The organism is Halomonas sp. SH5A2 (genome assembly GCF_014263395.1).
Classification (GTDB): Bacteria; Pseudomonadota; Gammaproteobacteria; order Pseudomonadales; family Halomonadaceae; genus Vreelandella.
The window spans coordinates 2,839,829-2,864,838 of sequence record NZ_CP058321.1; the positions used below are offsets into that span (position 1 = coordinate 2,839,829).

General features: G+C 57.4%; 21 protein-coding genes. 12 read left to right on the forward strand and 9 right to left on the reverse strand.

What is annotated here, in order from left to right; genetic code table 11:
* The first annotated feature begins 74 nt into the window (after positions 1–74).
* Entirely contained in the window at positions 75–650 is a 576-nt protein-coding gene (locus HXW73_RS13190) for a hypothetical protein (protein ID WP_186253530.1), read from the forward strand.
* On the opposite strand, the gene HXW73_RS13195 is transcribed toward HXW73_RS13190, so the two are convergent.
* From HXW73_RS13195 to HXW73_RS13215, 5 genes are all read right to left on the reverse strand, one after another.
* Complete coding sequence (locus HXW73_RS13195; protein ID WP_186253531.1) at positions 647–2,491, reverse strand: ABC transporter ATP-binding protein; 1,845 nt, start codon at positions 2,489–2,491, stop codon at positions 647–649. The genes HXW73_RS13190 and HXW73_RS13195 overlap by 4 nt on opposite strands.
* A 114-nt stretch (positions 2,492–2,605) precedes the next feature.
* Complete coding sequence (locus tag HXW73_RS13200; protein ID WP_186253532.1) at positions 2,606–3,409, reverse strand: ABC transporter ATP-binding protein; 804 nt, start codon at positions 3,407–3,409, stop codon at positions 2,606–2,608.
* Positions 3,406–4,482, reverse strand: a complete 1,077-nt coding sequence (locus HXW73_RS13205) for a FecCD family ABC transporter permease (RefSeq protein ID WP_186256021.1) — start codon at positions 4,480–4,482, stop codon at positions 3,406–3,408. The genes HXW73_RS13200 and HXW73_RS13205 overlap by 4 nt, the downstream gene beginning before the upstream one ends.
* Before the next feature lie 58 nt (positions 4,483–4,540).
* Positions 4,541–5,509: a FecCD family ABC transporter permease gene (locus HXW73_RS13210; RefSeq protein WP_186253533.1), complete on the reverse strand. Its 969-nt coding sequence runs from the start codon at positions 5,507–5,509 to the stop codon at positions 4,541–4,543.
* Positions 5,510–5,541: 32 nt separating this feature from the next.
* The gene (locus tag HXW73_RS13215; RefSeq protein WP_186253534.1) at positions 5,542–6,468 is read right to left on the reverse strand and encodes an ABC transporter substrate-binding protein; all 927 of its coding nucleotides are present in this window, start codon (positions 6,466–6,468) and stop codon (positions 5,542–5,544) included.
* A gap of 270 nt (positions 6,469–6,738) precedes the next feature.
* Between HXW73_RS13215 and HXW73_RS13220 the strand changes: the two genes are divergently transcribed.
* The gene (locus tag HXW73_RS13220; RefSeq protein WP_240538636.1) at positions 6,739–7,440 is read left to right on the forward strand and encodes a sulfite exporter TauE/SafE family protein; all 702 of its coding nucleotides are present in this window, start codon (positions 6,739–6,741) and stop codon (positions 7,438–7,440) included.
* A gap of 92 nt (positions 7,441–7,532) precedes the next feature.
* Here HXW73_RS13220 and HXW73_RS13225 read toward each other — a convergent pair whose 3' ends face one another.
* The gene (locus tag HXW73_RS13225; protein ID WP_186253535.1) at positions 7,533–9,491 is read right to left on the reverse strand and encodes a ligand-gated channel protein; all 1,959 of its coding nucleotides are present in this window, start codon (positions 9,489–9,491) and stop codon (positions 7,533–7,535) included.
* A 205-nt stretch (positions 9,492–9,696) separates the two neighbouring features.
* Here HXW73_RS13225 and HXW73_RS13230 point away from each other — a divergent pair, with 205 nt between their 5' ends.
* The 5 genes from HXW73_RS13230 (at position 9,697) to HXW73_RS13250 (ending at position 15,713) form a co-directional block, all read left to right on the forward strand.
* A complete protein-coding gene (locus tag HXW73_RS13230; RefSeq protein WP_186253536.1) occupies positions 9,697–10,611 on the forward strand; it encodes a LysR family transcriptional regulator in 915 nt (304 codons plus the stop codon).
* Between the two features lie 75 nt (positions 10,612–10,686).
* A complete protein-coding gene (locus HXW73_RS13235) occupies positions 10,687–11,565 on the forward strand; it encodes an AEC family transporter (protein WP_186253537.1) in 879 nt (292 codons plus the stop codon).
* An 88-nt stretch (positions 11,566–11,653) separates the two neighbouring features.
* Positions 11,654–12,814 carry a PQQ-dependent sugar dehydrogenase gene (locus HXW73_RS13240; RefSeq protein ID WP_186253538.1) on the forward strand — a complete coding sequence of 387 codons (1,161 nt, stop codon included), beginning with the start codon at positions 11,654–11,656 and terminating at the stop codon, positions 12,812–12,814.
* Positions 12,815–12,855: 41 nt separating this feature from the next.
* Positions 12,856–14,301 (forward strand): sensor histidine kinase, encoded by a 1,446-nt coding sequence (locus HXW73_RS13245; protein ID WP_186253539.1) that lies wholly within the window; start codon positions 12,856–12,858, stop codon positions 14,299–14,301.
* Positions 14,302–14,312: 11 nt separating this feature from the next.
* On the forward strand, positions 14,313–15,713 hold the full coding sequence (locus HXW73_RS13250; protein ID WP_186253540.1) for a sigma-54-dependent transcriptional regulator: 1,401 nt from the start codon (positions 14,313–14,315) through the stop codon (positions 15,711–15,713).
* 130 nt (positions 15,714–15,843) lie between these two features.
* Here the strand turns inward: HXW73_RS13250 and HXW73_RS13255 are convergent, their stop codons facing one another.
* Complete coding sequence (locus HXW73_RS13255; RefSeq protein ID WP_186253541.1) at positions 15,844–16,287, reverse strand: hypothetical protein; 444 nt, start codon at positions 16,285–16,287, stop codon at positions 15,844–15,846.
* A gap of 512 nt (positions 16,288–16,799) precedes the next feature.
* Here HXW73_RS13255 and HXW73_RS13260 point away from each other — a divergent pair.
* From HXW73_RS13260 to HXW73_RS13280, 5 genes are all read left to right on the forward strand, one after another.
* Positions 16,800–17,999, forward strand: coding sequence for a quaternary amine ABC transporter ATP-binding protein (locus HXW73_RS13260; RefSeq protein ID WP_186253542.1), 1,200 nt, complete (start codon positions 16,800–16,802; stop codon positions 17,997–17,999).
* Between the two features lie 2 nt (positions 18,000–18,001).
* Positions 18,002–18,832 carry an ABC transporter permease gene (locus tag HXW73_RS13265; protein ID WP_186253543.1) on the forward strand — a complete coding sequence of 277 codons (831 nt, stop codon included), beginning with the start codon at positions 18,002–18,004 and terminating at the stop codon, positions 18,830–18,832.
* A gap of 149 nt (positions 18,833–18,981) precedes the next feature.
* Positions 18,982–19,854 carry a glycine betaine ABC transporter substrate-binding protein gene (locus HXW73_RS13270; RefSeq protein WP_186253544.1) on the forward strand — a complete coding sequence of 291 codons (873 nt, stop codon included), beginning with the start codon at positions 18,982–18,984 and terminating at the stop codon, positions 19,852–19,854.
* A 142-nt stretch (positions 19,855–19,996) separates the two neighbouring features.
* On the forward strand, positions 19,997–20,419 hold the full coding sequence (locus tag HXW73_RS13275; protein ID WP_186253545.1) for a universal stress protein: 423 nt from the start codon (positions 19,997–19,999) through the stop codon (positions 20,417–20,419).
* Positions 20,420–20,472: 53 nt separating this feature from the next.
* Positions 20,473–22,116 carry a BCCT family transporter gene (locus HXW73_RS13280; RefSeq protein ID WP_186253546.1) on the forward strand — a complete coding sequence of 548 codons (1,644 nt, stop codon included), beginning with the start codon at positions 20,473–20,475 and terminating at the stop codon, positions 22,114–22,116.
* Between the two features lie 86 nt (positions 22,117–22,202).
* Here HXW73_RS13280 and HXW73_RS13285 read toward each other — a convergent pair whose 3' ends face one another.
* Both HXW73_RS13285 and HXW73_RS13290 read right to left on the reverse strand, forming a co-directional pair.
* Positions 22,203–22,928: a 3'-5' exonuclease gene (locus tag HXW73_RS13285; protein ID WP_186253547.1), complete on the reverse strand. Its 726-nt coding sequence runs from the start codon at positions 22,926–22,928 to the stop codon at positions 22,203–22,205.
* 1 nt (position 22,929) lies between these two features.
* Positions 22,930–24,840 (reverse strand): DUF294 nucleotidyltransferase-like domain-containing protein, encoded by a 1,911-nt coding sequence (locus HXW73_RS13290; protein ID WP_186253548.1) that lies wholly within the window; start codon positions 24,838–24,840, stop codon positions 22,930–22,932.
* Positions 24,841–25,010 lie beyond the last annotated feature (170 nt).

Sequence of the window (25,010 nt, forward strand, 5' to 3'; positions counted from 1 at the left end):
GGCGGCACTTTTTGTCGGTTAGCGGGTCTTGAGGGAAGCCTGTTTATGAAAGGCCCTTGATAAGGAGATACGCTTTGAAAGCATTGATGGCGCTTTTTTCGCTGCTGTTGGCGGTGCCAGCGCAGGCGGACTGGCAGTTGGACCCTGACCGCTCGAATGTGCAGGCCTCCATTACTCAGCTAAATGGCGAGGTACCGCAAACCCATCACCATCAGGTACGCGACCTGCAGGGCAATATCTCTGCCGATGGCACGCTGCGCCTGCCGCTCAAGCTCAGCCAGACGGACATGCTGACGCGCTTTGGCGAGCTGCCCACCTGGGCCGAGATGCTCGCCAATACCACCCTTGTCACGCTGGTGGCGCAGATGCCGCCCGAGCGGCTGGACGAGCTGGACATTGGCGAGTCGCTGGTGGAAACGCTGACCTTTAGGCTACAAAGCGACATGGTCAACCAGGAAGAAGCCATGCCGCTGCGCTTCACCCGCGAGGGCTTGAATGAAGTGCGCGTCACCCATGCCGAACCCATGGCGCTGGATGGCCGCGCGCTGATGGCCAACGCGACGCTGCGCAGCGTGCTCTCGCTGTTGGGTTATCAGGAGATCGACGAGCACGTGCCGGTCACGCTCGATGCGCGGCTGGTTAACCGTTAAGCGCTTATCGTGTCGGCGTCCCCCACCTCAGCCTCGCCGGTCTGCACCCGCCATTGGGCGGCATAGTGGCCGTTTGCCGCCAGCAGGCTTTGATGGGTGCCGCGCTCAGCCACCTGGCCCTTTTCAATCACCACAATTTCATCGGCGTGCACGATGGTGGAAAGCCGGTGGGCAATCATGATGACCGTGCGGCCGTGGGCGATACGTTTGAGCGAGCGCTGAATGGCCGCTTCGGTTTCGTTATCGACCGCACTCGTGGCTTCATCCAGCACCAGAATCGGCGGGTCTTTAAGCAGCGCCCTGGCAAGCGAAAGCCGTTGACGCTGACCACCGGAAAGCCGCACGCCCCGCTCGCCTACCGGCGTGTCCAGCCCTTGGGGTAGCGTCTCGATAAAGCTCCACGCCTCGGCGGTTTTGGCCGCATCGATAATCGCCTCGTCATCAGCGTCCGGCTTACCGTAGGCGATATTGTCGCGAATGCTGCCTTCGAACAGGTACACGTCCTGGCTGACCAGGCCAATTGATTGGCGCAGTGAGTGCATACTCACGTCCATGACCGGCTGACCGTCGATCAGCACCCGCCCGCTTTCGGGGTCGTAAAAGCGTAGTAACAGCTTCACCAGCGTTGATTTGCCGGAACCGGTCGCGCCGACCAGCGCCAGCGTATGCCCGGCAGGCGCGTGGAGATCAATTCCATCAACGCCGACTTCGCTTGCCGTGTAATGAAAGCTTACCGATTCGAAGCGCACCTCGCCCTTGACGGGTTGGGCCAGCGGCGTCGAGCTGTCGTCTTTCACCGTGATGGGTTCTTCCAGCAGGTCGAGGATGCGCTTGGTGCTCGCCATGGCGCGCTCGAACAGGTCAATTACCTGGGCCAGGCCGGTTAGCGGCCACAGCAGGCGTTGGGTTAAAAATACCAGCACGCCGTAAGCGCCCACGTTCAAGTCACCGTTGAGCGCCATCATGCCGCCGACGGTAAAGGTGGCCAAAAAGCCCGCCAGAATCGCCATGCGGATGATCGGAATGAATGCCGAGCTGACCTGAATCGCCCGGCGATTGGCATTCACATAGGCTTCGCTGGCAGCGCGCAGGCGTTCGGCCTCGCGGTGTTCGCTGGTAAAGCTCTTGATGGTGGCAATACCGCTTAGGTTATTAGACAGCCGGCTGGCCAGATCGCCGACCTTTTCGCGCACGTCGCTATACAGTGGCCCTGCCTTGCGCTGGAAGTAGAACGCGCCCCAGATAATCAGCGGGATGGGCGTAAACGCCAGCAGTGCAATCAGCGGCGAGAGCACGAAAAAGACAGCCCCCACAGCAACCACCGTGACGCCGACCTGAATCAGCGCGTTGGCACCGCCATCGAGAAAGCGTTCGAGCTGGTTGACGTCATCGTTCATGGTGGCGACGAGCTGGCCGGAGCTTTTCGACTCAAAGAACGCCATATCCAGCCGCTGGGCGTGCTCGTAGGTGTCCTGACGCATATCCGCCTGCAGCCGCTGGGCCAGGTTGCGCCACAGGATCTGGAACAGGTATTCAAACAGCGACTCCCCCGCCCAGATGAAGAACGTCAGCACGGCGAGCATGGTGATCTGCTCCTGGGGTGTCTCAAAGCCTAGCCGCGCCACAAAGCTTTGTTCCTGGTTGACCACCACGTCGATCGCCACACCGATGAGAATCTCGGGGGCGATGTCGAACAGCTTATTGATGATCGAGCAAACGGTCGCGGCGATAATCCGCCGCCGGTAGCCCTTGGCGTAGCGCAAAAGGCGCATTAACGCCTGAAAGCTCTGATTATGAGAACGATGAGCTTGAGATTGGGGCGTGGAAGAAGCCACAAGCATTCCTTACTGAGCGGTTAGGGGTCGAGGTGTGGGACCTATCGTAGCATTTTCCAACTACTGTCTTAGGGTTGGGCCTTGAGATTGGAACTTAGAGACAGCGCTTGGAAAGCGTGCTCAGGAACAGGCGCGGCGCACGTTGGCAAGCAAGGGGCTGCCGGTGTCGGGGTCGATAATCAGCGTGCAGTCCACTTGATAAAGCTCGCGCACCAGTTCCGGCGTGACGACCTCTGCCGGTGCCCCTTGGGCGACAATCTGCCCGTCACACAAGGCGATGAGATGATCCGCGTAGCGGCAGGCGCTGGCCAGGTCGTGAAGCACCATGACCACCGTGCGCCCCTGGCTGGCGAGATGGCGTACCAGTTCAAACACCTCGATCTGGTGGCCCAGGTCCAAGGCTGACGTAGGCTCATCAAGCAGTAATAGTGGCGTTTGCTGGGCGATGGTCATGGCGATCCAGGCCCGCTGGCGCTGTCCGCCGGAAAGCGCCTCTAAAGGCCGCTCGGCCAGCGCCTCTAGCCCGGCGGCGTGCAAGGCGTGTTCCACCACGCGCTGGTCTTCCGCCGACCACTGGCGCAGCCAGCCCTGGTGCGGTTGGCGGCCAAAACGAATCAGCTCACTGACGGTGAGCCCTTCTGGTGCGACAGCCTCCTGCGGCAGCAGGGCGAGCTTTCTGGCCAGCTCGCGGCCGGGCAGGCGCTGAATATCCTCGCCACTCAACAGCACTGCGCCATTGTCCGGTTTATGCAAACGGGCAAGGCCCGACAACAGCGTGGACTTGCCGCACCCATTGGGGCCCACAATCGCGGTCACCTGGCCGTTGGGCAGGCTGACGCCTAATGACGCGATAACGCGCCGGGCGCCATAGCTCAGGTCGAGCGCGTCGGTGGCAAGCGTAGGGGATAGTTCAACCTGCATCATGCGTGGCTCCGTTGCGGGCGCATTAATATCCATAACAGCCAGGGGCCGCCGATCACCGCGGTGACAATGCCGACAGGAATTTCAATCGGGGCAAGCAAGGTGCGCCCGGCGAGATCGGCAAGCACCATCACCAGCGCGCCAGCAAGCGTCGAGGCCAGCAGCGGCACCTGGCGTGAACTGGACAGCGAACGGGCGATTTCCGGGCCAATCAACCCGACCATGCCGACGGGGCCTGCCACCGCTACTGCCAGCGCTGTCAATACGACCGAGAGCATCAGCACCTGAAAGCGGCGGGCTTTGACATTGACGCCCAGCCCATAGGCGGTAGCGTCTTTAAAACGCATCAGCGATAACGGACGCGCGACAAACCAAGCGGCAACCATGCCCAACACCAGCCCCACGGCGAGTAAGGCGACCGCGCCGCCGGGGCGCGCATTGAGCGTGCCGACGGTCCAGGGATAGGCAGCATTGGCGGTATCAATCGCCACCCGCGACAGCATCAGTTGGGTGACCGCACCAAACACCGCCCCCACCCCAATGCCTGCGACGATAAACCGGTAGCCCTGGGTGCCGCCGCCCGCCACCAGGCCAAAGGTCAACGCGGCAGCCGTGGCGGCCCCCGCCAGCGCCATGGCGGGTGGGGCGATGGAAACACCTAGGCCCACGATGGATGCCACGGCAAAGGCCGTCGCGCCGTTATCGATACCGATAATGCCCGGCGTGGCAAGCCGGTTGCGCGCCAGGGTTTGCATCAGCACACCGGCGAGCGCGAAGGCCGCCCCGGTCAAGCAGGCCGCCATCAACCGGGGCAGACGCAGTTCTTGAACGGTGAACACGCTGATCATCTCGCCCCGGCCGAATAGCGCCGGCAGTACAGCACTAACGGGCAGCGCCATGCTCCCAAGGCTCAAATAAAGCACACAGGCGCACAGCAGCGCGACGCACAGCCCCGTGCTGACTATCAGCGCACGTCGCTCAACCAGCACACTGCAGGTGTTCCCCCATGGGGAACGCCAGGCAACACGCCAGTAGCCCAGCGGAGGCGTGACCGCGTGTGAACGGTGCTCAGGCATAAAGGCCGATGTGGAAAAATCACTTGTGTTTGTTTTCATGACAAGCCCACGCCAGAGGTTATAAAGACGGTAGCCGCCTGGCGCGCACTACGGCGACCAGCACCGGCGCACCGCAAAGCGCGGTGAGCACGCCAATCGGCAATTCCGAAGGCGCCACCGCCACGCGGGCAATCATATCCGCTGCTAGCACCATCAACGGGCCAATCGGCAAGCAGAACCATAGCGTACGGCGAATGTCCGGCCCGGCCATCGCCCGGGCGGCAAACGGCACCACCAGCCCGACAAAGGCAATTGGCCCCGCCATTGCCGTGGCGCCCCCTACCAGCAAGGCCACACAGGCAACGACGCACCAACGAATCAGCCCGGGGTGATGCCCCAACCCTGAGGCCGCCCGCTCGCCCAGTGCCAGCGCCGCCAGCGGGCGCGCCATTAATACCACCGCGACGGCGGCGATCAGCATGCTGGGCAGCATCGCGGCGAGGTCGTCCAGGCGTCGCCCGGCGAGGCTGCCAATGACCCAGAAGCGGATTTCATCCGCCGCGCGCTGGTCATACAGCAACATCAGCGAGGTCAGCGAGCCCAACAGCCCGGAAAACGCCGCACCTGCCAACACCAGCCGCACCGGGTCGCTGCCGACGCCCCGCACCCGCGTGACGCTAAGCACACACAGACAACCCACCAAGGCCCCCAACTGGGCAACCGAAATACGCAGCGTGGCGGCACTGGCGCCCATCACCAGTGTCAGCGCGACTGCAAACGCCGCCCCAGCGCTGACGCCGAGCAGGCCGGGTTCGGCCAGCGGATTACGCGACACCGCCTGCAGCAGCGCCCCCGCGACACCCAGCGCCATGCCCACGACAATGCCAATCAAGGTGCGCGGCGCGCGCAGCTGCCACACCACAAAGCTCGCGTCGCTATCCTGACTACCGGCCAGCACCGCCAGTGAACGCAGCGCGCCGACCTCACCCGCGCCGATCAGCAGGCTAACGAGGCTCACCGCCACAAGGGCGTTGAGGAGTAACGTCATCTGCGTTCGTTGCTGGGCAACGCGGATCGGCATCACGGCAACAGGGCAGCTTCTATATCGTCAAAAATCGCCTGGGCCGCCAGCGGGCCGTTGGCGCTGGACCATAGCTGACCATTCACCGGCACGACCTGGTCGCGCTGTACAACATCAAGTCGCGTAAAGGCGCTGCTTTGTTTGGCAGCTTCCAACGCTTCGCGTCCGTCTTTATTGAGTGTGGCCAAAAACAGCCAGTCGCCATCCACCTGGGAGAGGTTTTCAAGGCTCAGCACATCGCTGTGCACGCCCCGCTCGCTCACCAGCCCGGCGTCTTCCACCGTGAGGCCCACTTGATCAAGCAGCCCGGCGGCAAACAGGTTTTTTGACATGACCATGGGACCGCCCGGCATCCAGCGAACCACGAAGGCGCTGCCACTCACACCCGTGTCTTCCAGCGCACTGGCAAGCTCGGCGGCACGCTCCTCAACGGCGTTGATGGCGGCTTCGATGGCGGCCTGGCGATTCAGCGCTTCACCGTAAAGACGCGCTTCGTCTTTCCAGTTATCCGGGGCAATCGGCTGGCTAGGCGGGACGATGGTGGGCGCAATTTGTGACAGCAGCCGGTACTGCGCTTCGCTCAACTGAGCGGGTGCCAGGATCAGCTCCGGGCGCTGCTCCAGCACCGCTTCGATATTGATTTCGCGTACCACGCCCATGATAGCGGGACGCTCATCGCCTAGATGGGCTTCCACGTATTCAGCGACATTGTCGCCACCGCGGGTGGTCACCGCGCCCAACGGTGTTACCCCTGCCGCCAGCGAGGCATCCAGCGCGCCTTCGTACAGCGTCACGACACGCTCGGGGGTGCCGGTCACTTCCACATCGCCAAAAGCAGTATCCAAGGTGCGTGCCTGAGCAGCGCCTACCCACAACCCACTCAGCAGTAGTCCCACAATGCTGACGCGCCATACGTTAGCTCGCATACGTTATCCTCGCTGGTTAGACAGGCAAGGATAATAACGATTATCAAAAGCACTTTCATCAACATTCCGGCGAATGGTGTGTTCCTTTCCACGCAACGCCCTGCCGCTAGTATTTTTCAGTCTGGAGATAACCGCCATGGCGATCATCAGGCAATATCTGCTAGGTTATTGGGCCTTGGCCACGGGTGCTGCGGGTGCTGCGGGTGCTGACAAGGAGTTAATTCGCTGGAACATTTACTTAATGGCTTATCCCCCTTTGTATTGAGTCTTTTGATAGGGACATCCTTCCTGACCTCACTACTCACCGCCTGCCTGGGCGCGGGCGGCGGTGTCTTGCTGCTGGGTATCATGGCCCAAGTCGTCCCACCCCAGGCCATTATTCCGCTGCACGGCATGGTGCAACTAGGCTCCAATGCCAACCGGGCGGCGATGCTTTGGCGTGATATTGACCGTCAGATGGTGGTCACTTTTTTACCCGGTGCCGCGGTGGGTGCGCTGCTTGGCAGCCTGGTGCTGATTTCCCTGCCGCCTGATCTCCTCTACTTGAGCATTGCCAGCTTTATTGTGTATTTATGCTGGGGTCCGGCACTGCCCAGAATCGTCATGGGCCGCAGAGGAACCCTCTTGATGGGTGCCGTCACAACGTTTTTGACGCTATTTGTCGGGGCGACCGGGCCGCTGATCGGTGCCTATCTCAAGCAACTCTATCACCAACGCTTTACGATCGTCGCGACGCTGGCGGCTGTCATGAGCTTGCAGCACGTCATTAAAATCGCCGTTTTTCAGCAGGCGGGCTTTTCCCTTGTGCCCTGGCTGCCGCTAGCGGGCGCCATGATCGCAAGCGGTGCCATCGGCACCTGGGTGGGGCTACGCATTTTGAAGCACATGCCGGAACGCCACTTCGCCCATATCTTCAATTGGGTTCTGACGCTGCTGGCCGCCCGCTTGGTTTGGCAGGCGCTGACTGGTTAACCCTCGGTTCCATGCGCAAAAACGGGGAGCCATTTTCATCGTGGCTCCCCGCTTTGTTTATGGCGTTAGCACTGTGATTATCTCACCCAGTGTTAGAAGGCCACGTTCAACCCCAACCAAACCCGACGGCCGTCTTCGATATAGCCGTACTCATCGTAGTCGATGTCTTCATCGAACAGGTTGTAGATTCCCGCATTCACCTTGGTATTGTCGGTCAACTGATAGCCGATCCCCGTATCCACAAAGGTATAGGACGGCGCCACCGTTGCATCCTGTGACGGCCCGGTGTTGGGCTGAGTCTCTTTACCGCGATAAGTCACCTTCGTCCACTGGCTTAGCTTGCTGGAGACTTGCCAATCAAGCGAGGCCGATACCTGGTGGCGTGGCAGTTGAGCCAGCGGCTCTCCTTCGTACTCGCCGCTTTTCTGCTCTGAGTCGGTATAGGTGTAGCTGCCAGTGAGTTCGAGCACCTCGCTTAACGGCGCAGCCAGGCTTACTTCAACCCCCTGGGTCACCGCTTCATCTACGTTGATACGGTAGGTCGGGTCGCTGCCAAACTGGTTGGGCTCATCAGCACAAACCCCTTCCGGGCAGACGATGCGGGTAATTTTATCTTCAAAGTCGTTATGGAACAGCGTCACGCTGCTGCTTAAACCAGACGCGGACGCGTAGTGAAGCCCAATTTCTTTATTGAGCGAGGTCTCGGGTTCCAGATCCGGGTTACCGTAGACATCACCACCTCGGCTGACTTGCCCCCAGTCAGGGGTGATTTCACGCAGATTGGGCGAGCGGAAACCTGTGGAGACGCCGCCTTTCAGGGTCCACTCCGGGGTCATGTTCCACACGCTGTAGAGCCGTGGGCTCAGATGGCTGCCGTAGTTTTCATCGTCGTCCATGCGCAAGCCGCCGGTCAGCGCGAAATCTTCGGCCAGCATCCACTCGTCTTCGACAAACAGCGCCCACTGACTTTGCTCAACCGTCGTACGGTCGGAAATCTGGTTGGTGGTGCTGTCATCAAGCGACTCTTCTTCATAGCTCGCCCCCACCGTTAGCATGTGCATGCCCAGCGGCACCACCGCACTGGTTTTCGCTGTAGTGTTGGTGATTTCGATATCACGCGAAGTATTTTCACTACGTTCACGCTGCACAAAGGTTTCACTGGTACCCCACTCAAAGCGGCCATTGTGCGTCAACGCTACGTGCTCATTGGTATAGTCGTTGAAGCTGTCTTCACAGCCACCGCGGCAGCCCTCCGATGGGGCTGAATTGCCCATCAGTGAGGTGCGATCCTGCTCGGTGATGCCCGCCTCAGCAGTAAAGTCATGATTGTCACTTGCGGCCAGGCTTAAGCGCGCAGTGACGCTTTGTAGGTTTTTCTCCTCGTAGCCGTTAACAATATTGTCCTCGTCGCGTTGCGAGGTGCGCCCAAACAGCTGCAGGCCCAGGCGGTCTTCGATCAGCGGGCCGCTCAGGTAGAAATTAGCCTGACGGCTATCTCCGGAATCGCTATCTTCCTGCAGCACTGTGTCGAGCTGCACATTGCCATGCCAAGAATCAGCGACTTTGCGGGTAATCACATTGATGACACCACCAATGGCGTCGGAGCCATAAAGCGTCGACATCGGCCCACGGACCACTTCAATGCGCTCGATCGCTTGCAGTGGCGGCAGCCAGTCCTGCTCGAAGCCGGCACTGCCGTTGGGGCGTGACTCGCGTGAGTTCTGCGGGCGACCGTCCACCAGGATCAGTGTGTATTGCGACGGCATGCCACGCATGGTGATATCTTTACCGTTATCGCCTGCCCCGCCGCCAGTGACAATCACCCCGGGCACGTCGCGTAGGGCATCGGTGACATCCTGATAATAGCCGTCTTCTAGCTGTTCACGACTTACCACGCTGATAGAAGCTGGCGCATTAACGACCTGCTGTTCAAAGCCCGACGCCGTAACGACCATGTTATCCAACGACTCGGTTTCCTGGGCGAGTAGCGGTGGTGTTACCAAACCGGCAATGGCGGTGGTTAAATATGTTTTGTATAAATGCTTCGGCATGCGGGGTCCCCAGTGATGTGCTATTTATCAAGTAATAAAAAAATAAAAACTAATAAGAAGCATTAGCATCTGAATGCTTGCACAATTTTGCCCCTTTTGGGATGGAACAGCATGTTCAACTAGCTGCAACACAAATCACAATAATTTTTATTCGCTTAAAATACTGGCACAATACATCCGTTTCCCCGTTCCTGCGGTGTACCCCATGCATGATTTCGACGAACTCAAAGCCTTTGCTGAGGTAATGGCCTCCGGCAGCCTGACGCGCAGTGCGCAAAAATTGGGGCTGGCCAAATCCACCCTGAGCCGGCGTATCAGCCACTTGGAAGCGCGCCTGGAACAGCCGCTACTGCGTCGCCAGGCCAATCGGCTTCTGCCTACCGAGGCGGGGCTTGTCTTCCATCGCTACTGTCAGGACATGCTAAAACTGGCAGAAAGCAGCCATGAAGCGCTGGCCGAGCTGCGTGAAGATATCAGCGGGACGGTCACCCTGGAGGTTCATAGCGCGCTGGCAAGAGGCTGGATGGGTCAGGTCTTGGATACCTTCATGGCACGCTACCCCAAAGTCGAGCTAACGCTGCGTACCCGGGATGCGCCGCCCAGTTCGCTCAACAGTCACAGTGTCCACGTGTGCCTGGGGCCGATGCCGGAAAACGGCCTTCATCAGGAGCCGCTGGGTAGGCTGACGCGCGGCCTCTACGCCAGCCCGTCGTACCTCAGCCAGCAACCGTTGCTTGAACACCCGCGCGATCTTGCCGACCACCCCTGGATCGACCTGTTGAACACAACTCAGGATGGCTTGCTGTTGCATCATGAAAACCACGGCAACTACCACTTTTATCCGCCCCGCTCACGTTTGCGGGTGGACCTGACAGCCCTTCACCTGGATGCCATCGCCCACGGCAAGGGTATCGGTCTACTGCCTCACTGGCTGGCCGACAAGCGCGAAGCCCATCACCCCGGCGAACTGACCCCCTGCCTGCCCAACTGGCAACCAGCACCGCTCCCCATCACGCTGCTTTACGCCTACGGCTACCAGCCTCGGCGCGTGAAGGCGCTGCTGGCATTTTTGCGCCAGACTATGCCCCGCCAATGGCAGTACAACGAGGTTGCGGCTTAGGTTTTGACTTCTCGACTTGCCAGTTAGTCCGCTACCTATTCACAATAGTCGGCCACTCATTGCCAAGGACGCGCCATGCTGGCGGAACTTTTTGCGGTAATGGCACCCGTGTTGGCGGGCGCTGGCCTGGGGTTCACCTGGGTACGGCTGGGCCAGCCCTACCCGGTCGATTTTGTCACCCGGCTGGTCTTCAATATCGGCACGCCCTCGCTGGTGTTGGCATCGCTCGCCGGAGCGGAGATCGATGCCAGCACCTTTGGCCGCACCATGCTCGCCACCGCACTGGTCATTATCTGCATGGCCGGGGCGACGTTTTTTGTCGCCAAGCTGCTGCGTCGCGACTGGCGCGTCTTGTTGTCCCCCATGATGTACCCCAACACCGGCAACATGGGACTACCGGTGGTGCTTTACGCCTTTGGCAGTGCCGGGTTTGTATACGGTATTACCGTGATGGTCACGGTTTCCCTGTTTCAGTTTACGGTGGGCACCATGCTGGCCAGTCGGGGAAATCCGCTCAAGTCGCTGGCCAAGACGCCAACGGTCTACGCGATCGCCATTGCCATGGCGCTGTTGCTGACCGACACCGAGCTTCCGCTTTGGCTGGCTAACAGCGTGGATTTGATGTCGGGCTTTACCGTGCCGCTGATGCTGATCACCTTAGGCGTGTCGCTGGCCAGCATTCAGGTCAAAAGCCTGCGCTCGGGCCTCGGCTTTAGTCTGGTGCGTATCCCACTTGCTGCAACGGCAGCCTGGCTGATTGCCGACCTGATGGGGCTTCCGCCTTTGGCCCAGGGGATTTTGGTGCTGCAAATGAGCATGCCGGTCGCGGTATTCAACTATCTGTTTGCCCAGCGCGCTAAGCGTGAACCTGCCTATGTGGCAAGCCTGGTGTTTTGTTCCACCCTGCTGTCATTATTTTATCTCCCCCTGTTACTCGCCTGGTTGATGCCGTGAGCCGAGGACGCAAAACAGGGAACCTCTCGGCCCCAAAAGCGTCTCTCCTAAACGCGCCTAATATCTGCCACCTTTTGGGAGAGCTACAATGCGCCGCTTATATGCCTATGCATTCCGGAAGCGCTGGTTGACCGCTGTTCTTTTTGGATTATTCGGCAGCGCCCCAGTCAGCGCCGCGGAAATGATCGAGGAACGTATCGAGAGCGATCAACTCGCCTTTTCGATCGAAAAGATCGCCGGTGGTCTTGAACACCCCTGGTCGGTCGCCGTACTCCCGGACGGTCGTTTTCTGGTCAGCGAGCGGCCGGGGCAACTGAATGTAATTGACGCTGATGGCGGCGAACCGCGTGCCCTCGACGGATTACCCGAGGTAAGCCAGCGTGGCCAGGGCGGCCTACTGGATATTACCCTGCATCCGCAGTTTGGCGACGGCGAACACGATTGGGTCTATTTCACCTGGAGCGAACCCGCAGAGGGCGGCAGTCGCAGCGCGCTGTCCCGGGTGAAGTGGCAAGGTGAACAGCTCGGTGATGTCGAGCACCTGTTTGCCCAGGATCGCGCTTCCTCACCAGGACGCCATTACGGCTCACGCATTGCCTGGCTGCCTGATGGCACCCTATTGATGAGCATTGGCGATCGCGGCAACGAGCCGCCCCGCGCCCAGGCCGATGATGACCACGCAGGCTCTACGCTGCGCCTGACCGACACCGGCGAAACGCCAGACGACAACCCCTTTGTGGGCGATGCGTCCACGCTTGATGAAATCTACACCCAGGGCAACCGCAACATTCAAGGCATGGTGGTCCGACAAGACGGCGAGCCCTGGGCCACCGAACATGGCCCAAGAACCGGCGATGAGCTCAATCATCTGACGGCTGGCGATAACTTCGGCTGGCCCGAGGTCAGCCTAGGCAACGATTATGCGACCAACGAACCGATTGGCGAAACATCCAAAGCCGGTATGGTTGACCCGGTGTACGTATTTGAAGGCCGATTTGCGCCTTCAGGCCTGGCGGAAGTCACCAGTAGTGCCTTTGGCGATTGGCAAGGCCAGCTACTGGCGGGCGGCTTGAGCAGTGAACAGCTGGTCAGGCTGCAGCTCGAAGATAATCAGGTCGCTAGCCACGAAATCATCCTTGATGGCGAGATTGGCCGCATCCGCGACGTGCGCCAGGGGCCTGACGAGGCTATTTACCTGCTGACAGATGCCGCCAACGGTGGGCTTTATCGCTTACGCCCCGCCGACTAACGGCTGATTACCTATTGACGTTTCATAACCCCGGTTAACGCATGCGTTTACGAAATTTGATTATCCTGACGGTCATCGTCCCGCTATTCGTTGTTTTGGTGGTATTTAGCCTGGTGGCGATCAAGTCCATGGAAGATAACGTTCGCTCGAAGCTGCAGAATGAAGTCGACATGATCACCCATGCGCTAAGTACAACCCTTGGCTATGCCGTTGCCCGGGAAAGTGACGCCTCGCTTGAGGAAGCGCTGGAGGCCGCTTTCTCTTTTCATCGCATCTACGGGGCCTATGTGTTCGATACCAATGGACGGGAAGTCTACGGCCTGGGGCTCGGCCGTGAGCTATTTAGCCGCGAGGATATCCAGCAAGTTATTGAGGACGACGAACTTTACGGTGATTACCGACAGTTTGAAGGCTGGACCTACTACTCCGCCCTCAAGCCCCTGCGCACACCGGATGGCGAGATAAGTGGCGTACTGCAGGTCAACCGTTTAAATACCGGCATCGAAAACTATACCGGGTTCCTCAGCATCGTGGCCGGGCTGGTGTTTGTGTTTGGTGCCGGAGGCATTGTGCTGAGTATCTGGTGGGGATTTCGTCAACATATCGAGCGGCCCTTGAATCGCTTGCTCATGGTCATGCAGCGCGTCGAGGAAGGGGATCGTGGTCAGCGCGCCAATATTGAAGGGCCAGCGGAGTATCGGCGGCTGGCGTCAGGGCTTAACGGCATGCTGGATGCCATGGCCGAGAAAGATCACGATATCGAAGATCGCCAGCAGCGCGAAATCGAGCTTGAAAAACGGCTGCGTAAATCCAAGAAGCTTGCCGAGCTGGGCGTCCTCGCGGCAGGGGTAGCCCATGAAATTGGCGCACCGTTGACCGTGATTAACGGCCAGGCCCAGCGATTGGCTCGGCGTGATGTCATCGGCGACGACGAGCGCGCCCGATTGAGCCGTATTCGCGGCGAAGTGGAGCGGATTGTCGAGATTGTCCGTCAGTTGATGGAACTGGGCCGCCAGCATAACGTTGAAAAAGATCAACAGCCTCTCGACGAGCTGATGCACAACGCAAGCGCTCTGGTGGAAGATGAACTGGAGCCGCGCGGGGTACACCTGGAAACCCACCTGCCCCGACCAACACCGACACTGCTTGCCAACGGGCAGCAAATTATCCAGGTAATTACCAACCTGTTGCGCAATGCAGCCCAGGCTGAGGGCGTTCGCCATATTCGCGTCCGTGCCGAACAGCAGCAACACGAACTTCATTTATGGGTTGAGGATGACGGTCCTGGCATCCCTACCTCACACCATCAGCAGGTATTTGATCCTTTCTTTACCACTAAACCCGTTGGCCAGGGCAGCGGGTTAGGACTTTCGATGGTTCACCGAATTATCAACGATCATGGCGGCACGATCGGCGTTTTCAACAGCCCCTTAGGCGGCGCCGGTTTTGAAATCACGCTGCCTCTTTACGACACCACACCTGCATGAGGACCATGTCTGTGACGCATACGGAACATTTTTTACCTTTGTTGGTAGTGGAAGATGACAGCGCCATACGCGAGCTGCTGGAAGAAGAGTTACAGGATGCCGGTTACACCACCCACGGTGTCTCCAGCGCAGAGGATGCCATTGCCCTGTTAAGCCACACGGCGGTATCCCTGATCATTACCGATGTGCGCCTGCCGGGTATCAGCGGCATCCAACTGCTCCAACAGCTACGTCAGGATGGCAGTGAGCTGGGCATTATTGTGATTACGGCCTTTGGCACTATCGATCAGGCCGTTGAAGCGCTCAAGCTCGGGGCCGACGACTTCCTGACCAAACCACTGGATCTTGACGCCGTGCGTGAATCGGTATTTCGGGTGCTTGAACGCCAGCGTCTGGCGGTTTCGCATGCCGATGATGCTGGCCACTTCCACGGTATTGTGGGCCAAAGCGACGTGATGCAGGCACTTTTTCATGACGCCTCTCGTCTGGCAAAAAGCGAGGCCCCCATTTTACTGCTGGGCGAAAGCGGCACCGGCAAGGAACTGTTGGCCCAGGCGATTCACCAGGAAAGTGGGCGTCACGATGCGCCTTTCGTGGCGGTCAACTGCGCCAGCATTCCCGCTGACCTGATGGAGAGTGAGTTTTTTGGTCACGTCAAAGGGGCCTTCACCGGTGCCAACGAGGCGCGACAAGGCCTCTTTCACAGTGCCCAGGGCGGAAGCCTTTTTCTGGATGAAATCGGCGAAATGCCCATCAACCTTCAGGCAAAACTGCTCCGCGCGCTGCAGGAAAAAACCGTCCGCCCAGTCGGTGGCGAGCGCGAAGAGCCGGTCGATGTCCGGATCATCGCCGCCACCCATCGGCATTTGGAAAAGGAAATCGAGCAGGCCAACTTTCGAAGCGATTTATTCTACCGGTTGGAAACCTTTTCGTTACGTATTCCCCCCTTGCGTGAACGCGGTCCCGATATTGAACACCTGGTATTCAACCTGATCGACAAGCATGCCGAGGCGCAGCATAAACAGATTGAACAAATCGAACCCGATGCGCTTCACTGCCTGCTCCACTACGCTTACCCAGGCAATGTCCGCGAGCTTGAAAACGCCATTATGCGCGCCGTTACGCTGAGTGAGGATGGCACGCTACGCCATCAACACCTGCCCGAGCGATTGCGCGAACAACTCTCGCAGGATGCAGCCCAGACGACCGCGACAGTTAGCGGTGAAGTACTACCCACTCCCAGGATGCCAACAGCCACAACGGCTCCCTGGCCAAGCCTGGAAGAAGTAGAGAAGCGTTACATTCGCAAGGTATTGGAAGCGACAGGCGGCAACAAACGGCGCACCGCAGAAGTATTGGGTATCGCCCGCCGTACCCTTTACCGTCGTCTGGAAGATAGCGAAGAGTCCTGAAAATAATCGAGTATCTAAAAAAAAGCCCCCGCGGGCGCGGGGGCTGAAGGGATGATAAACCGTGAAAACAACCGCAGGGAACGAACAGCTGAACGGCTTATCATCGTAGGGACTTGATATCTAAACGGGCTTACTGACTGCTGCTACTTTCTTCCTCACTATCCGCATTTTCTGACTGATCTTCGTCATCACTCTCACTGTTTGCTGAACCATTTGCAGCTAGATCGCTCGCATCTTCGCCATCACCGGGCATGGGATCCGTACCATCACCAAAGCCAGGCTCTTCAGTGGCGTCACCTGCTAATGGCTCATCTTCCTGAGCTGGCTCACCGCTGGTCGACTCGCTTTCCATTCCTGCTTCGCTTTCCATCGCCGGATCGTTTTCGGCTGATTCCTGCTCAGAAACGAATTGATCATCCTGTGCCATCTCATCGTTTTGCTGGTCTTGCGTGGTTTCCTCCGGCACGGCTGGACTATCAGCCTCTTCTTCCTGACCGCAACCCGCGAGTAACACGCCACTCAGCAGCAGAGCTGCCAAAACGCTTGTTTGACCACTAAACCGATATAATTTCACGCGCTTACTCCATTCCAGCTTGGGACGTTACTGCCCTGTGACGTCGGCATTGAGCAACAAGTTCACAGGCAACACTACTAAATTTACATGTGTGTTAGTTGCTTCCTGCTCATGCGTTTACGTTGCGTTTAATCAGACGTTCACTGCTCATTTACGACTTGAGTAAAGTTGACATAAAGCATATTTACTAAGTTGGTTACAGTTTTTATGCCAAGCTTCTCTTATAAAAATAAAAAAATTATAAAACAACAACTTAACAACAAAACAATCGATGCTTTTTTGGCCTGCGCACCGCTGGCGGTGGGTGAAAAATGACACATGAGACACTATGCAGCCACCCACGGAGAGGCGTTGTGACACACCCAAGGCACTTATGTATAATAATTGGTAATCGTTTTAGTTCTTCATCTAATCTTTCTACTTATGGGTGACGGTGTTCGCTGGCCTTATGGGCCGTTTTTTGTGCCCAAACAGGCGCCAGCACCTAGCTCAGTCAACAAAAGGCATCGCCGATGGACGAGACACGAAACGTCAAAATTCAGGTGCGGGGCGTAAGCAAGGTCTTTGGAAAAAACCCCAAAAGCGCACTTGAGCTACGCGACCAAGGCTTAAAAGGCCCTGAAATTCTGGAGAAAACAGGCCAAACACTGGCTCTTTCCGACATCTCTTTTGATGTTTATGAAGGCGAGCTACTGGTCATCATGGGGCTTTCGGGGTCGGGTAAATCCACCCTGATCCGCTGCCTTAACCGGCTAATCGACACCAGCGAAGGGGACATCGTCATCGACGATGAGCACATCCCCACGCTAAGCGAAAAAGCGTTGCTCGAGTGCCGTCGTCGGCACTTTTCAATGGTGTTCCAGAATTTTGCCCTCTTCCCCCATAAAACGGTGCTGCAAAACGCTCAGTTTGGTTTAGAAATCCGCGGTGTGCCTGCCGCCGAGCGGGACAAAACCGCTCGTGATTCACTCACCCAGGTGGGTCTGGATGGCTGGGAAGACGCGTATCCCAACCAGCTATCCGGCGGTATGCAGCAGCGGGTCGGCCTTGCCCGGGCACTATCAAACGACGCCAGCGTCCTGCTGATGGACGAAGCCTTCTCGGCGCTGGATCCGTTGATTCGTAAGGATATGCAGCAGGAACTGCTGCAGTTGCAGTCCAGAATGAAAAAAACCACCGTCTTTATTACTCACGATCTGGACGAAGCGCTGAATATCGGCGACCGCATCGTGCTGCTGAAGGGCGGTGAGGTTGTGCAAATCGGCACCCCCGAAGACATCCTGACCAAACCGGCCGACGACTACGTGCGTCGCTTCATCGAAGGCGTTGACCGCTCGCGCATTCTGACGGCCGAAAGCGCCATGCGTCCGGTGCGCGCAACCGCTCGGGAAAGCGATGGCCCACGCACCGCATTGCACCGCATGCGTGAAAACAGTGTCGACTCGATTTACGTCACCGACCGGGATCGTAACCTGCTCGGGCTTCTGGAAGCCGAGGAGGCAAGCCGCGCTATCGAGGCAGGCGCCGATACCATTACCGATTACTTGACCCAGGACTTTCGCAAAGTCACCACTGACGAACCGCTTCATAACCTGTTCGCCATGTTCAGCGACAAGAGCTTCCCAATCGCCGTGATAGACGAACAGCAACGGCTGCTCGGCGTCGTGGTGAAAGGGGCGGTACTTGATGAACTAGCTCGGGCAGGAGAATAATCATGGATATTCCAAGCATTCCGTTAGGTTACTGGATTGAAAGCAGCCTGACCTGGCTGACCAGTGAATACTCGCTGATAACACGCGCTATTTCTCGCGTAACGCAAACCGGCATCGGCGGCCTCAATGATGGCCTCATGTGGCTCCCGCCATGGGCATTACTGGTCATTATCGCGCTGCTGTGCTGGAAAGCAGCAACGCCTCGCCTTGCCATCGGCGCGGCCGCTGGGATGGCCTTGATATGGAACCTGGGGCTCTGGGATCCCATGATCGAAACCCTGACGCTGGTGGTGATTGCCACTCTAGTGGCCGTGGTTATGGCAATTCCGGTGGGTATAGCCGCCGCACTATCCCAGCGCCTGTACCGCGTTATCATGCCGATACTCGACTTCATGCAGACCATGCCGGCATTTGTGTACTTGATTCCGGCTATTCCGTTTTTCGGGATCGGTTCGGTCTCGGCCATCTTTGCTACCGTGATTTTCTCGATGCCGCCGGCGATTCGCTTTACTACCCTCGGTATTCGCCAGGTACCTGTGGAGCTGATTGAAGCCGCCGACGCCTACGGGGCAACTCGTGGTCAGAAGCTTGTCAAAGTGCAGCTACCGTTGTCACTTCCGACCGTCATGGCCGGTATTAACCAAACGATCATGCTGGCGCTCTCCATGGTGGTCATTGCCGCCATGATCGGTGCGGATGGCCTGGGCAGCGAAGTATGGCGTGCCATCCAACGCTTACGTCCGGGTGATGGCTTTGAAGCCGGTATTGCGGTTGTTATTCTCGCCATGGTGCTTGACCGCTTGACCCAATCGTTCAGTAAGTCGCGCCGTTAAAAGCCTCTACTGGCCTTTTACGGCACCGGCGTTCAAGCTGGTAGGACTTGCACAGCACGGGAGACATGCCCATGCTGTAAGTGATACGAAGTAAACACGACTTTGTTTGAGGTGGCTAATGCTACCTCTCCATCTAAGGGAGCAAGTGAATGAAAACTCGTATGTTAAATAGCCGTATCCGCCTCGCCTCATTGGCACTCGTCTCAGGCGCTGGCCTTGCCGCTGGTGGCATGGTTCAGGCTCAGGACAAAGGTACAATCAACCTGGCTTATGTCGAGTGGTCGTCTGAAGTCGCGTCAACCAACGTGGTACGCGCAGTACTTGAGCAAGAAGGCTACGAAGTCGACATGACATCGCTTTCAGCGGCTGCCATGTTCCAGGCGCTGTCCACCGGGGATGCCGACGCCATTGTGGCTGCCTGGTTGCCCACGACCCATGAGCACTACATGGAGCGGGTTAGCGACAACGTTGAAGACCTCGGTCAAAACCTGGATGGGACCAAGCTAGGCCTGGTGGTTCCTGAGTACACCGATGTCGACTCCATTGCCGACCTGAACGACAACGCCGACAACTTTAACGGCGAGATTATCGGTATTGATCCTGGTGCGGGCCTGATGTCCCTCACCGAAGAGGTTGTGGATACCTATGATCTTGATCTCCAATTGCGTAGCGGCAGCGGTGCCACCATGACCGCAGCGCTCTCAAGCGCTATTGAAAACGAGGAAGACATCGTCGTAACGAGCTGGACACCGCACTGGATGTTCGCCCGCTTTGACGTGAAATACCTGGAAGACCCTGAGAACGTCTACGGTGGCGCCGAGCAGATCCACACTGTCGTTCGTAATGGTCTGGAAGAAGACATGCCGGAAGCCTATGCCATTCTCGATGCATTCGAGTGGACGCCTGAACAGATGGGCGAGGTCATGCTCATGAATCAGGAAGACGACAGCAACCCCTATGAAAACGCCAAGCAGTGGGTCGCAGATAACCAAGACGTAGTAGAGGAATGGCTTAACAACTAAGCTCTTACCTGGAAGATAGAAGAGATGAACTGGTGCGTACTTGCGCATCAGTTCATTTTTTAAATCTCGTCTAAACCATAGCGATGACCGGCATATATTTTACTAATGTTGATCATTAAGAAAGTATAGTGAGGAGATTGCCGTGTTTAACAACATTATGGTGCCTGTAGATCTTGCCCACCTAGAAACGCTAGAGCCTGCTCTAAGCGTTGTCGCGGACATGGCCAAACAATATGACGCACACATTACCTATGTCGGCGTTACGGCCAATACGCCTACCAGCATCGCCCGCACACCTCAGGAGTATGAGCAAAAGCTGGACGCTTTCGCTCAGGAGCGTCATAAGGTGCATGGGCAACCCGTCAGCATCAAGGTCTATAGCTCGACCGACCCTGTTGCCAATGTTGACGACTTGTTGGTGAAAGCGATCGATGAGACAGGCGCGGACCTGGTCATGATGGCGACCCATTTGCCACGTCATCTGGATATTGTCATGCCCTCTCATGGCGGCAAGGTAGCCACACACACCGACGCCTCCGTCTTCCTACTTCGCCCGAGCAAATAATGCGGCGTACTGTTCCAAGGCGCACTGTTTCAAATAACTAAGGGAGCAACTTTGTGGATAACAAACCGCAAGACCAATCGCCAGATGAAAACGCTCCTTCGGAAGGCATTCCAGCTCCGGAGGGGCCAGCCAACCTGATCGATACCGATTACGTTATTGGCCAAGACAACATCACCACCAAAACGATGGGGGTTAATCTTGACCTGCACGGTAAGGTCTTCACCATCTCCTCCATCGTCATACTGCTGTTCGTCATACTCACGCTGGCGTTGCAAGACACCATCGAGCCAATCTATGACACGGTATTTAGCTTTCTGACCAGCAACTTAGGCTGGTTTTTCATCCTGGCGGCCAACGTCTTCGTTATTCTGTGCGTAGCGTTGATTTTCACGCCACTGGGTAAAATCCGCATTGGCGGGGCGGACGCCAAACCTGATTTTACTTACATGGGCTGGTTCTCGATGCTGTTCGCAGCGGGCATGGGCATTGGCCTGATGTTTTATGGCGTGAATGAGCCATTGACCCACTTTGGCACGTCTTTCGATGGCGGTAGCTGGGCTCCCCTTGCTGGCGCTGAAGGAGACGCGGCCGGGGCTGCTACCCTTGGCATGGCCGCGACAATTTTCCACTGGGGGCTGCACCCTTGGGCCATTTACTCGGTCGTGGCGTTGTCGCTGGCGCTGTTTGCCTTTAACAAAGGGCTCCCCCTTTCCATGCGCTCGGTGTTTTACCCTATCCTGGGTGAACGCGTGTGGGGCTGGCCGGGCCACCTAATCGATATCCTGGCAGTCTTCGCCACACTGTTTGGTCTAACGACCTCACTGGGTATTGGGGCCACTCAGGCCGCTGCCGGGATGTCGTATCTTTTCGGCGCGCCAGAATCCGATGTCACCATGATTCTGCTGATTATCGGCATCACGATCATTGCGATCGGGTCGATCTTGGCGGGTGTCGACAAGGGCGTTCAGCTGCTTTCCAAGATCAATATTGCTTTGGCAGCAGCGCTACTATTCTTTGTGATTGCGGTTGGCCCAACGCTGCTGATCGCTACCGGTTTTTTTGAAAACCTTGTAAGCTACGCCACACACTTGCCGGCGCTTTCAAATCCGTTTGGTCGTGAAGATGCCAACTTTAGCCAAGGCTGGACGGCCTTCTACTGGGCATGGTGGATTTCCTGGTCGCCGTACGTCGGTATGTTTATCGCCCGCGTTTCGCGTGGCCGCACCGTACGTGAGTTTCTCATCTCTGTGATGTTGGTGCCGTCTACGGTATCAGTACTATGGATGACTACCTTCGGCGGCACGGCGATCGATCAGTACGTCAACCAAGGTATCGAAGCCGTGCGTGAAGCTGGCATCGACCTCCAACTGTTCATCATGCTGGAGCAACTGCCGCTGTCGCAGATCACTTCGTTCGTGGCCATTGTGCTGGTCATTGTGTTCTTCGTGACATCGTCTGACTCAGGCTCACTGGTAATCGACTCGATTACCGCTGGCGGCAAGGTCGATGCACCGAAACCACAGCGCGTATTCTGGGCAATCATCGAAGGGGCCCTAGCCATCGCACTATTGCTCGGTGGTGGTCTGACGGCGCTGCAAACTATGGCCGTTTCGACCGGCTTCCCGTTCACCATCATCCTGCTGGTGGCCTGCTATGCCATTATCAAAGGATTGATGAGCGAGCCAAAAGCCGTCTAAAAGACCCTTGCACTAAGCTTGAACGGGCAGCCCTTGGGCTGCCCGTTTTTTTTATACGCCAAAAGATGTTGATGACGCTTATGGGATCAAGTCCAAAGCGCGCTTAAGGGCGTGCTCGGCTCATAGTGCGTTGCAATCTGTGCCTGCAACAGCTCCGCCGTCGCCATGGCATCGATCAACGCATGATGACCTTGATAACTCGGCAACCCATAGCGACGGCGGCTGGCATCAAGGCGAATAGAGACCGGCGGGCGCCCCAACCAGCGACGAAAACGCGCCCATAGCTTTTGGCGGTGAAGCCGCGCTTCAAGCGACATCGTATCAATCATCGGAAACATGACCCCCTCACCGCGCCGCGCCTTGATCGCCGCATCCAAAAACGGGCGTTCAATGTGGCGAAAGTGCACCACCACGATCCGCCCAGCCAAGGCTTCCAGCAAGGGATCGATAATCTCGTCCAGGTCCGGGGCGTTGGCAATCTCGGAGTGGGTAATATGGTGGAAGGTAATTGAGGCCTCGTCGAGCGGACGCGGCGGCTTGACTACCCAATAACGCCGCTCGGCGAGCTTGATGCGCCCTAATGTAAACGGCACCAAGCCGATGCTCACAATGGCATGGCGACGCTCATCAAGCCCTGTGGTTTCCATGTCCAACGCGACCATCGGCACCTCGGCAATGGGCGTATCGAGACTCGGGGGTGGCGCCTCAAAAAAACGCTGAATGGCCGTATCCTGTGCCAACGGCGCGCGTTTTTGCATGTATTTCGCCCAGTCTGCCTGGGTGATTTTCCGGCGCGGGCGTATAAACGTCATATTAGCGTCCCGTCCGGTTGGCGGGAACGGGATAGCGGAACTTCAGGAATTTTTGGGCGTTGCTTAGCACCTGAAAGGCATCCTTGAGCGTGTGTCGTTCACTATCGGCGACGTTTTCTGGCTCGATATTGTTGTCGGGCACGCGTTCCTCCTGCAGGTCGATCACCTGATGGCGGATACGCGACATACACATAAACTCAAAGGCATAGCTCAATTTGTCGCTCATACCGGTAGCCAGGAGCTGGGTATTGGCAATGTCATCCAGCCGCTGGAAAGTGTTCTGGGCTTTTGAGCCGCAGGCCAAGGCATGCACACGGATCAGGTCAACCATGGGCGCTGTACCGCGGCGCTTCAAGTTGATGGAGTTATTGTGCTTGCCGTCTTTTTCCATCACAAAAGTGCGGAAAAACCCCAGCGGTGGTGTTCGATTCAGGGCGTTGCGCGCCATGGCGGCTAAGAAGAGCGGTGACTGGGGCGCTTTTTCAGCAATCAGATCCTGGAGCGCTTCCACAAAAAGGTCTTCTCCGTAGAGGCTATCAAGATCGAAAAAGATCGAGCTGTGCAGTAGCCTTTCCGGGGTCGGGTTATTGATCCAGTCAGTAAAGTAGCTTTTCCAGACGTGCAACGGCTGACGCCACTGTGAATTGGTCGCCATCACATCGCCCTTGCAGTAGGTATAACCACAGGCATCCAGGCCCTCACTCACAAAATCCGCCAGCGCCTTGAAATAGGCATCGTGCTCTTCAGGAATAAAGTCGTCCGACAGAATCAGCGCATTATCCTGGTCGGTGACAATGCTTTGCTCATTGCGCGCCATCGACCCGTTGACCATGAAACAGTAGGCCACCGGCGGTGGCCCCAGCTTCTCCTCGGCAAGCTCCAACAGACGACGCGAAAAACTGCGCCCAATGGTCGAGAGTGCACTGCCCACCATGTGGGAATTGGCCCCTTCTTGTACCATCCTGACAAAGGAGGCACTCACGTCCGGCGCCAGACGCGCCAATCCCTCAATGTTCGACTGGTGGAAAATATTGCTCACCAGGTAAAGTCCGCTGTGGGTTTCATAGCGAATGATATCAGAGAGGTGTACCACCCCCATTGGCCGTTGACGATAAAGCACCGGTAGGTGGTGAACGTTGTTACGCAGCATGGTAAGCATTGCTTCGTAGATCGAAACGTCCGACTGAACCGTGATAAGCCGTGAGGATACAACCTCCCCCACCGACGTTTGAGGCGAGAGCCCTTCGGCAACGACCCGAGTGCGAAAATCACTATCGGTCAAGATGCCACATACCTGCCACGTTTTACCTTCGCTGTCCTGAAAGCTATAACGCGGATGGGTACTGTCTTCTTTGAGTACCAGAACCGCTGAGGCTTGAGCCTGGCTGACCTGCTGAGCCGCTTGCTGCACCGTGGTCGATGCTTCTACCATGACCGGGTAACGCGCCACCAGCTTGCGAATCCGCGTGACCATCATGTCGTTGGATTTCTTTTGCTGCTCTGCGGCGGTTTCCAGTCGCGGACGTTCCACTTCAACGAAATCAGCGAAGTCCTCGTCTTCTTCACACAACTGCTGAAAGACAGCTTTGGGAATAAAGTAAAGCAGCGTGTCTTCGATAGCTTTGGCAGGGAAACGCACTTTTTGGTTACGCAACAAACTGAAGTGGCCAAAGATATCGCCTTCCCCTAGCCGGTTATAGAGGTCTCCCTGCCGACGATACACTTCGACCGCACCGCTGCGGATATAGCACAGGTCGGTCATCGTTTCGTTTAGTGCCAGAATATCGCTGCCGGTCTTGAAGTAACTGACCTCGACGCGGCTGGCGATTTTATCCAGTAAGCTGTCCGAAAGCCTATCGAAAGGGGGATGCTGCCCCATATGCTGGCGAATTTCTAATAGCTCGACATCCATGCTCTCTCCTCAGGCCGCCATAGCCGACCTTCCAACGCCTAACCCGATACGGGCCTGATAGTGAAAGTGTGGCGCGAAGCCTTGTACGCGTAAAGCCCGAAGACGAAAAAGCCCGGCGCTTTTGCGCCGGGCTTTAGAGCCGCTACGTAGCGGTGTCACTTAAAGACGTT

Coding starts and splice junctions, on each gene's coding strand:
- HXW73_RS13240 (WP_186253538.1), top strand. CDS start 11,654: ATGCGCCGCTTATATGCCTATGCATTCCGGAAGCGCTGGTTGACCGCT.
- HXW73_RS13210 (WP_186253533.1), bottom strand. CDS start 5,509: ATGACGTTACTCCTCAACGCCCTTGTGGCGGTGAGCCTCGTTAGCCTG.
- HXW73_RS13260 (WP_186253542.1), top strand. CDS start 16,800: ATGGACGAGACACGAAACGTCAAAATTCAGGTGCGGGGCGTAAGCAAG.
- HXW73_RS13235 (WP_186253537.1), top strand. CDS start 10,687: ATGCTGGCGGAACTTTTTGCGGTAATGGCACCCGTGTTGGCGGGCGCT.
- HXW73_RS13200 (WP_186253532.1), bottom strand. CDS start 3,409: ATGATGCAGGTTGAACTATCCCCTACGCTTGCCACCGACGCGCTCGAC.
- HXW73_RS13205 (WP_186256021.1), bottom strand. CDS start 4,482: ATGCCTGAGCACCGTTCACACGCGGTCACGCCTCCGCTGGGCTACTGG.
- HXW73_RS13270 (WP_186253544.1), top strand. CDS start 18,982: ATGAAAACTCGTATGTTAAATAGCCGTATCCGCCTCGCCTCATTGGCA.
- HXW73_RS13290 (WP_186253548.1), bottom strand. CDS start 24,840: ATGGATGTCGAGCTATTAGAAATTCGCCAGCATATGGGGCAGCATCCC.
- HXW73_RS13230 (WP_186253536.1), top strand. CDS start 9,697: ATGCATGATTTCGACGAACTCAAAGCCTTTGCTGAGGTAATGGCCTCC.
- HXW73_RS13265 (WP_186253543.1), top strand. CDS start 18,002: ATGGATATTCCAAGCATTCCGTTAGGTTACTGGATTGAAAGCAGCCTG.
- HXW73_RS13285 (WP_186253547.1), bottom strand. CDS start 22,928: ATGACGTTTATACGCCCGCGCCGGAAAATCACCCAGGCAGACTGGGCG.
- HXW73_RS13245 (WP_186253539.1), top strand. CDS start 12,856: ATGCGTTTACGAAATTTGATTATCCTGACGGTCATCGTCCCGCTATTC.
- HXW73_RS13215 (WP_186253534.1), bottom strand. CDS start 6,468: ATGCGAGCTAACGTATGGCGCGTCAGCATTGTGGGACTACTGCTGAGT.
- HXW73_RS13195 (WP_186253531.1), bottom strand. CDS start 2,491: ATGCTTGTGGCTTCTTCCACGCCCCAATCTCAAGCTCATCGTTCTCAT.
- HXW73_RS13225 (WP_186253535.1), bottom strand. CDS start 9,491: ATGCCGAAGCATTTATACAAAACATATTTAACCACCGCCATTGCCGGT.